Source organism: Methylophaga sp. UBA5088, from assembly GCF_002414625.1.
Lineage (GTDB): Bacteria > Pseudomonadota > Gammaproteobacteria > Nitrosococcales > Methylophagaceae > Methylophaga > Methylophaga marina.
The window spans coordinates 61,221-69,193 of sequence record NZ_DIAC01000134.1 but is presented as its reverse complement, the minus strand read 5'-3'; the positions used below and the strand labels follow the sequence as shown (position 1 = coordinate 69,193).

The window sequence follows — 7,973 nt, the reverse complement described above, 5'->3', positions numbered from 1 at the left end:
TCCCGTAGCTTTGTCAAAGTGGAGACATCACTCCATTTTCCAGCATTCACTGCAGCACTCATGTCCTCAGTTAATCTTAATACCTGTCTTAGACGTGTTATCTCAGACATAACTAGTGAAACTCAGGGGGGATCCCGTCCCACCCAGCTTTTATTTCTTCAAGGAGTTTAGTGACCTCGTCTAATATAGTGACATCGTTACTCACATTCGCTTCGAGTAAGCGGCGAGTAATATAGTCATATAATGAATCCAGGTTCTCGGCAATTTCGCCGCCTTTCTCAGCATCCAAACTGGTTTTTAAACCTTCGATAATACGGATACACCAAGAAATTTGATGACCTTTTTCAGCAATTTCATTACGGGCAATACAGCCTTTTGCAGTGGCGACGCGAGCAAGCGCACCTTCCATCAGCATCTGAATAATTCGATAGGGCGAGGCATAATTTACTTCCGACTCTATGGCATTGCGGCCATAACCTTCCATCGCTTTTTTATTCACCATTACCTGCATACTCCAATCCTTAATGCCTAGGGATCATACTACTTTATTTTGAATTCAAGGCGGATAGTTGCGAAATCAAATAATTGCCTTGTGATTGTAAACTGCTGACCAAGGTATCCATGGCTGCATACTGAGCTCGTAAACGTGTTTCCGTCATTTCAAGACGTGCTTCCATCTGCTCTTTTTGCGAATCCATTCTTTTTAAACGCGAATTGAGCCCTTCTTCTCTTGAGTCAATCAGTCCATCTGTTTGTAACCAGGTATCAGCTAGAGACTCTAAACGATTAGCAAAACCTTCACCTTCAGCTGAAAACAGGTTCGCAAATGAGTTAAAGTCAGAACTTAAGACCTCATTGACTTTATCTTCATCAACCGTCATCACGCCATTTTTATCAAAAGAAATGCCTGCTTCAACTAAATAACTAAAGCTCGAGCCGGTGATACTGGCTCCCGAATTGAAGACATCTCTGACTTGGCGTTCAATTGTAAGTAGTGTGCTGTCCGCCTCTAATTGACCACTTCGCTGAGATTTAATTTCTGTCATCAACGCATTGTATGCCGAAGCAAACTCGTTTACTGACTCTAAGATAGCCTCATCATTTCTTGTGATATCGAGTGTCGAACTACCCACATCTTTTACGTTTAATGTCACTCCATCAATAGCGTTGGCTATGGAGTTTGAACTACTGGTAGTCGTGAAGCCATCAATATTAACAATCGCGTCTTTTGCCGTGGAGATAGATGACAAGTTTTCTGTACCGCCAGAGCTATAAACAAAGGCTGATAAACCTGATGTATCGGTATTATTACCATCACTATCACCGCTCACAGAGACACTGATCGCATTTTCAGTCCCGGTTTCGTTTGATGTCAGAACCAATCTGGCACCACTATCATCTGTAATGATTGATGCCGTCACGCCAGTATTATCAGAAGCATTATTGATGGCGGTACGAATACCGGCAAGGGAACTATTACCAGAGTCTATAGTGACATCAAAGCTCTCACTTCCCACACTGATACTCAGTGTGCCTTCGCCGACTATCGAGTTGTAATCGGTAAATGCAGATGACGCTAACTTATCTCGACTGGCAACTTGGGTGACATCAATATTGTAGGAACCAGCCGATGCTGAACTGCTGGAGGTTGCCGTGAACAGATCTTCGTCTTGAGAGTTAGCCTGGAAAACCTTAAAACTGGATGCACTTGCCAACGACGCCATGGCCGTTTGAAAAGAATCGAGTTTACTCTTAAACGAACCATAAGCACTGATCTGTGCGTTGATAATACTCTGCTTGCTCTCGAGTCTATCGAGCGGTTGACGCTCAAGATCCATTAAGCCTGTAACAATGCTCTCCAGATCGAGTCCCGTTCCTACGCCTAATGATGAAATTGTCGCCATGTCAATTCTCCGCCTAAACTTAATTGCAAAATTGCAGCAAGTTTTGAGCCAATCAAGCCTTTGTTTCTAGCAATATACCGCGATATTTTTCTGCAGCGTGTCTTGCCTCAAGAATCTCTTCTGAAGGGATCTGCCTGACCACTTCTTCGGTTTCTGAGTCAATTACTTTAATCACCGTATCCCCACTGGTATCATCGACACTAAACTGCAGGTTTCGGTTCATATTCTGCATATAATCGTTAAGTTGAGCCACCTTATCACGCAAATCGTCTGCAAGTTGTTGTTGCTGGCCATTCTGTTTCTCAGCTTCTTTCTGAAGAGCTTGAGATTGAACAGATAATTCAGTAACAGTCTCAGTCTGAACAGATTGCGTAACCGGTTTAGACTGACTAGTAACATTGCTTTGCACTGATTGAAGGGCAGATTGCACTAACAGATCATTATTAGCCATTGTCTTCCTCCTAATCTAAATTTTTTGTAAACGGCATAAAGCCTGGAGAGTAGTTTACCCACCAGGCCCATGCGTTTCATCCTTTTGTTATTATCCCAACAGTGATAATGCAGACTGAGGAATAACGTTCGCTTGCGATACGATGGATACACCAGCCTGTTGCAGAATTTGCGCTTTAGTTAAAGAAGCAGTTTCAGCAGCAAAGTCAGCATCCATGATACGGCTACGAGCTGCAGATGTATTCTCTGAAAAACTTTGTAGATTTGAGATTACAGCTTCAAAACGATTTTGAATAGAACCGAATGTAGCACGCAATGTGCTCACAGTGTTGATATCTGAATCTAAATTACCAAGTGCAGTTGAGGCTGCAGTAGAGGTTGAAACGTCTGCTGTAGTATTGCTTAGAGCAGATGCAGATACAGATACAGTATCACCACTATCCTGACCAACTTGAATTGAAATACTCAGTCCACTCAGTACTGCAGTACCATTAAATTTTGTACTAGATACTATACGAGTGTTTTCTGCTTCAAGCTGGGTCACCTCAGCAGACAGACCTGTTCGGTCGGTTACAGTACCGTTAGCAGACTGTACCGCGATTTCACGAATACGTTGTAAGTTATTACTGATTTCCGCTAAAGCACCCTCAGCCACCTGAGCCAAAGAGATACCATCTGCAGCGTTACGTGCTGCCTGGTTCGCACCACGAATATCAGCTGTCATTTGCTGAGCAGTATATAGACCAGCCGCATCATCTTTTGCACTATTGATACGTAAGCCCGAAGACAAACGCTGTAAAGATGTATTCAGTGTGCTTTGAGATTTGTTTAAGTTACGCTGTGCATTTAATGATGCAATGTTTGTGTTGACTACTAATGCCATGAGATTTACTCCCTCATAGGGTCGAGCTAGGCTCGCTTTATACATGGCGGACAAACTATGAATTGTCTAGTTTTTACCGCCTCCGAAAACATTAGCGGCATGGGATTAGGATTTCTTTAAGGCAATTTACAAAAAAAAAGGCCAGACTTTGCAAAAGTCTGACCCAGTTCACATTTTACTTTTTTTTCAGCTTATCCCTGAAGCAGGGATAACGCGTTCTGTGGCAAGGTATTCGCCTGTGCAAGGATAGATGTTCCCGCTTGCTGCAGAATTTGAGCTCGCGTTAATTTCGCCGTTTCTTCAGCAAAATCCGCATCCATAATACGGCTACGGGCAGCACTCGTATTTTCAGCTAAACTTTGCAGATTCGAAATAACCGCTTCAAACCGATTTTGTATCGACCCAAAGGTCGCACGTAATTGACTGAGATTATTAATATCAGTATCAAGTGTGCCAAGAGCAGTAGATGCACCTGTAGAGGTTGACACATCAGCAGTTGTCGTCGTCGCAGCCGTAGCCGCTACAGTTACAGTATCAGCGGCGTCAGCCCCCACCTGAAATGTCAAAGAGACGCCACCCAAGACCTGAGTACCGTTAAACTGGGTACTTGCAATAATACGGGCATTTTCTGATTCAAGCTGCGTTACCTCGGCTTGCAGACCATTTCTATCTGTGACTGTGCCGTTAGCTGACTGTACCGCTATTTCACGGATACGTTGTAGATTGTTAGTGATTTCAGCCAAGGCCCCTTCTGCGACCTGAGCAAATGAGATGCCGTCAGCAGCATTTCTTGCCGCTTGATTAGCACCACGAATATCCGCAGTCATTTGTTCAGCTGTATATAAACCAGCAGCATCATCTTTAGCGCTATTGACACGAAGACCAGAAGATAAACGTTGTAATGCAGTGTTCAAATCACCTTGCGATTTTGTTAAGTTCCGCTGCGCATTAAGCGACGCAAGGTTAGTATTTACGATTAATGGCATTTGAATTCTCCCATTTCAAATATTATTTGCCTGTAGCCACAAAGGGTTACCAGACTCGATGGGAGTAAAGCAGTTTGCGTACCAGTTTTTTAATCGGTCAACGCAAAAACCATTAACTATTTGTTTTTATTAAACTTAAATACTTTCAACCACTCGTGCAAGTGATCTTCAAGGATAAATTTTTGACGTACCCAGTTTTGAAGCTGCCGGCCTTGAGCGGCAATTTTCTCCGGTTCGGCTAAAGCGGCAAGAATAGTTTCTATCCACACAACCTCATCATTTGGAACTAATGTCACAGGCGCGCCATCTTGCTGGTATGGATAGATGTCACTGGCAATCACAGGCCAGCCCATGACGCCATACTCAAGCAGACGTAAATTACTTTTTGCTTCGTTAAAAGGGTGTTCCTCTAAAGGCGCTATAGCCAGATCTAAGTCAAGATCGGCTAAAGCCTGCGGATATTGATTAAACGACACAAATTGATGGAACTCTTTGACATAAGGTCTGAGTTCTAATGGGCACATCCCCATAAAAACCCAATCCACTTTATCTGCCAATGATTTGACAACATGAGTCATTAAAGCCAAATCGCCGGCATGCTGATTCGCCCCAGCCCAACCCACTCGGGGTTTAGGGTAAGTTTTTTTCTGTGGTAAGGATAGATTAAACCAGCGTTGTAACTCCAACCTATTAGGAATAACCGTCACATTATCAGTATATTGACGACATAACTCCGCTAATGGCTCAGTAGAGACGATTGTATGGTCACATAAGGCGAGTGTTTTTCTGAGCCTTGAACGCATATCCCGGAAAACCAGTTTTTTTCTATCACTCATTTTTGGCAAGTTGGTGACCAAGTCGTCCAAGGAAAGGACAATGCTGATTTGGGTGTGCGCTTTGACCTCTTTAAGAAAATTATAGGTGACATCAGTCAACATTTGTTGCACGTAGATCACATCGGGCTTCAATCGCATCAATTCAAATAAGGTCGGCAATAATGGTTGCTCTTTGAACTCATGAAACGGCATCCATGTGAGTTCTACATCACCTCGTTTTGCCAAAGCCTGCATTGGTGCAATCATGCGATACTGGCCAGTGCCAGAACCATTAAGAGGAAAAACAACAACCCGTGTTTTTAAATTAAACCGAGGGTCCCACTGTCGTTGAATATCTACCTCTGGTGCAAAAAATCGTGAGCGCAGACTCAGGTTGTCATTATAGAAAGGATCGTGTGTAAACAAATCAGACCACTTTTCGACGATGAACTCTTCTCTGTGAGAATTGTAATCGGCCACACCATTTGATTGCTCTGCCAGCTTTTTGTCCTGAAACAAGGTGACATAGGGTGACCAGATAACCTTTTTACCTTGCTGCTGGATAGTGAGACATAAATCCATAACGGTATAACACGTATCTGAAAATATACTTTCACTCAGCCCTCCAGCCTGGATGAACGTCTGTTTTTCAATACCGAAACATGCTGATGACACGGAGGAATACTGCTGAATGCAATGCGCTCGTTCCATATAGCCCGGTTCAGTAATATCGAGCCCTTGAAATAGACCACTGACATCATCCGTGATACCGAAAACGCCTCCAGCATGAATAATCTTGTTGTTATCATCGAGGATACGGGCACCCACAATCCCCACGTCCTCTCTGGCCAACAATGGCATCATCTCATTTAACCAATTGCCGTTCACAGCCATAGCAAAGCAAGACATAACAACAATATAATCACCACTAGCGATGTTCACACCATGGTTAATAGCTGCCGAGTAGTTTTTCTGTTCAAAACGTGTTGAAACGAAACGTTCCCCCCACATTTCTGACATCTCAGCATACACATCTTCGAGATCTTCGACATCACTCATGACATCTACAACGACCACTTCGTAGTTAATATAGGTCGTGTTGAGCTCTAACTCTTCCAAACATCGGGCAAGGTAGGAAACATAGTTATGATGAGCAACGATAATAGAGACTTTGGGCTGATTTTTCGTGCTATAGACTGTCTGGAATCGCGGCTTGTTTTTGGGGTTCGATATTGTGGCTGAAATACCGCTCCTGTTTAGATGTGCATGGCGGGTCAACCATTCATTTTCTGCCAATAGCTCTTTATTAATCTCTAATGGAATAGATGTGAGCAATACATCAGGGATATGAGAAAACGCTGATTGCTGATATTGCTCATACACCTTAAATGCCATATCGGTGGTGTGCACATAAGCTAAGTTTGAATATCCACCGACCTGTTCAAAGGCTTCTCTACTGACAATGAATGAACGCCCTAAGTATGAATAGGCCCTCAGATAATCCAGACTAAACTCAGGTTTGAACCAGATATCAGCTTTAGACTCATCGACTAATTCATCACTATAGATAAACTGCGCTTTTGTCTCTACGTTAATCGTATCCGCAAAACTCAATAAGGCATGTGGGGCTAATTTATCTCCAGGGATTAACTGCATAATCCAGTCAAGCTGAGCAGCAACCACAACCTGTTCGATGTCTTCATTCAGATTTTTCCCTGAGATCTGGACCCATTCAATATTCTCAGGCACAGAGGAAAACGCATCTGGGGCCGGGATATTACTTAGGATAGTCAAACCCCAAGCTTGATAGAGCTGTTGCTCAAGTGACTCAATCGTGTTGGAAAGAGCCTCTAGTTCTGATGCATTGACGATGATAAGTAAATGAAAACCTGGCGTCATTGTCCAAGTACTTGACATTCGTTCAGCAAGTGACATAACAGAGGTTTCTGACAACTCATGTTGATATAACCATCGTTTATTTTTGGAAAGACGTTCCCTTTCTGCAATCAATACATCACTTTGTTCGGAGACAACACCATTTATGTAAGCTAGTGTTTTATCAACCCATGCATTCGATAATCTCTTTCTTTTTGAAAAGAACTCTTGCGTTTGAATCACAAACCATTCGATCTGGGTGGTGCAATCGTTTATTAGTTTTTCGTAGTTTACACCGACCTGTGCGACCGTATTTCTCGCCATTGCTATGGCATCTGGATCAGTTCCAAATGCAATACCAGGGCCATTCAAATCACCATCGATTTTATCCAGATATGGTGTGGGTATCATCGCGACAGGACAACCGCACAAAAGCGCCTCAGCGACTATTGAAGAAGGTTCATAACAGAGTAACAATTCACTTTTTCTAAGAATGCTGGCAAGCTCAGCCTGAGACAAAGAAACATCCTGGCACAAGCTTCTGGCACCCGAAATATGCTCAGTTAAAGCTCTCCCACTGGCTAAATATTTGTTTGCGTAATAACAAATCCCTTCTCGGCTCTGATCCTCGGGGTTATCACGATTATTGAATAAAGTATTATTAACAACAGGAACTCTAAGGATATTCGCTTCAATATTGACTGGAATAAAATCAGCTGAGAAGGCAAATATCATCTCATCTTCAGAAAAAGTTTTATCACCGCCAACCACGCCTGGTGCATTCAACAACCAACGTACAACATTTTCTGCCCCGAGAGGGTTACCGGAAATGACCTCTGGATAAATGACGATAGGTGAGAGGCCTAAACGTTCATGACGAACAACATCAAGCTTCGTTAACTGCGGAGTCCTCAAACTGGTATCGACCTTTTTCGCTCCCACGACATATGCCTCAGCACCAAGCTGGTTTAGTGCATGGCATAGATAGTGTAAAGCTCTAACACCAGCGAATTTATTAACAAATTCTGAGGTGTAGATATAGAAAGGTTGCTGTTCCGTT

The 7,973-nt window shown here is 43.0% G+C and carries 6 protein-coding genes; all 6 read right to left on the bottom strand.

Annotation, left to right across the window (positions count from 1 at the left end):
* Nucleotides 1-112 precede the first annotated feature (112 nt).
* Nucleotides 113-511 carry a flagellar export chaperone FliS gene (gene fliS, locus B4K20_RS16805; RefSeq protein WP_289283796.1) on the bottom strand — a complete coding sequence of 133 codons (399 nt, stop codon included), beginning with the start codon at nt 509-511 and terminating at the stop codon, nt 113-115.
* Between the two features lie 34 nt (nt 512-545).
* Complete coding sequence (fliD, locus tag B4K20_RS16800) at nt 546-1,904, bottom strand: flagellar filament capping protein FliD (RefSeq protein WP_289283795.1); 1,359 nt, start codon at nt 1,902-1,904, stop codon at nt 546-548.
* Nucleotides 1,905-1,956: 52 nt separating this feature from the next.
* Nucleotides 1,957-2,355 (bottom strand): flagellar protein FlaG, encoded by a 399-nt coding sequence (locus B4K20_RS16795; protein ID WP_289283794.1) that lies wholly within the window; start codon nt 2,353-2,355, stop codon nt 1,957-1,959.
* 90 nt (nt 2,356-2,445) lie between these two features.
* Complete coding sequence (locus B4K20_RS16790; RefSeq protein WP_286305603.1) at nt 2,446-3,237, bottom strand: flagellin; 792 nt, start codon at nt 3,235-3,237, stop codon at nt 2,446-2,448.
* Between the two features lie 191 nt (nt 3,238-3,428).
* Nucleotides 3,429-4,223 (bottom strand): flagellin, encoded by a 795-nt coding sequence (locus B4K20_RS16785; RefSeq protein ID WP_286305604.1) that lies wholly within the window; start codon nt 4,221-4,223, stop codon nt 3,429-3,431.
* A 116-nt stretch (nt 4,224-4,339) separates the two neighbouring features.
* Nucleotides 4,340-7,973, bottom strand: a 3,634-nt coding sequence (locus B4K20_RS16780) for a glycosyltransferase (protein ID WP_289283793.1), incomplete at its 5' end; no start/stop codon positions are given.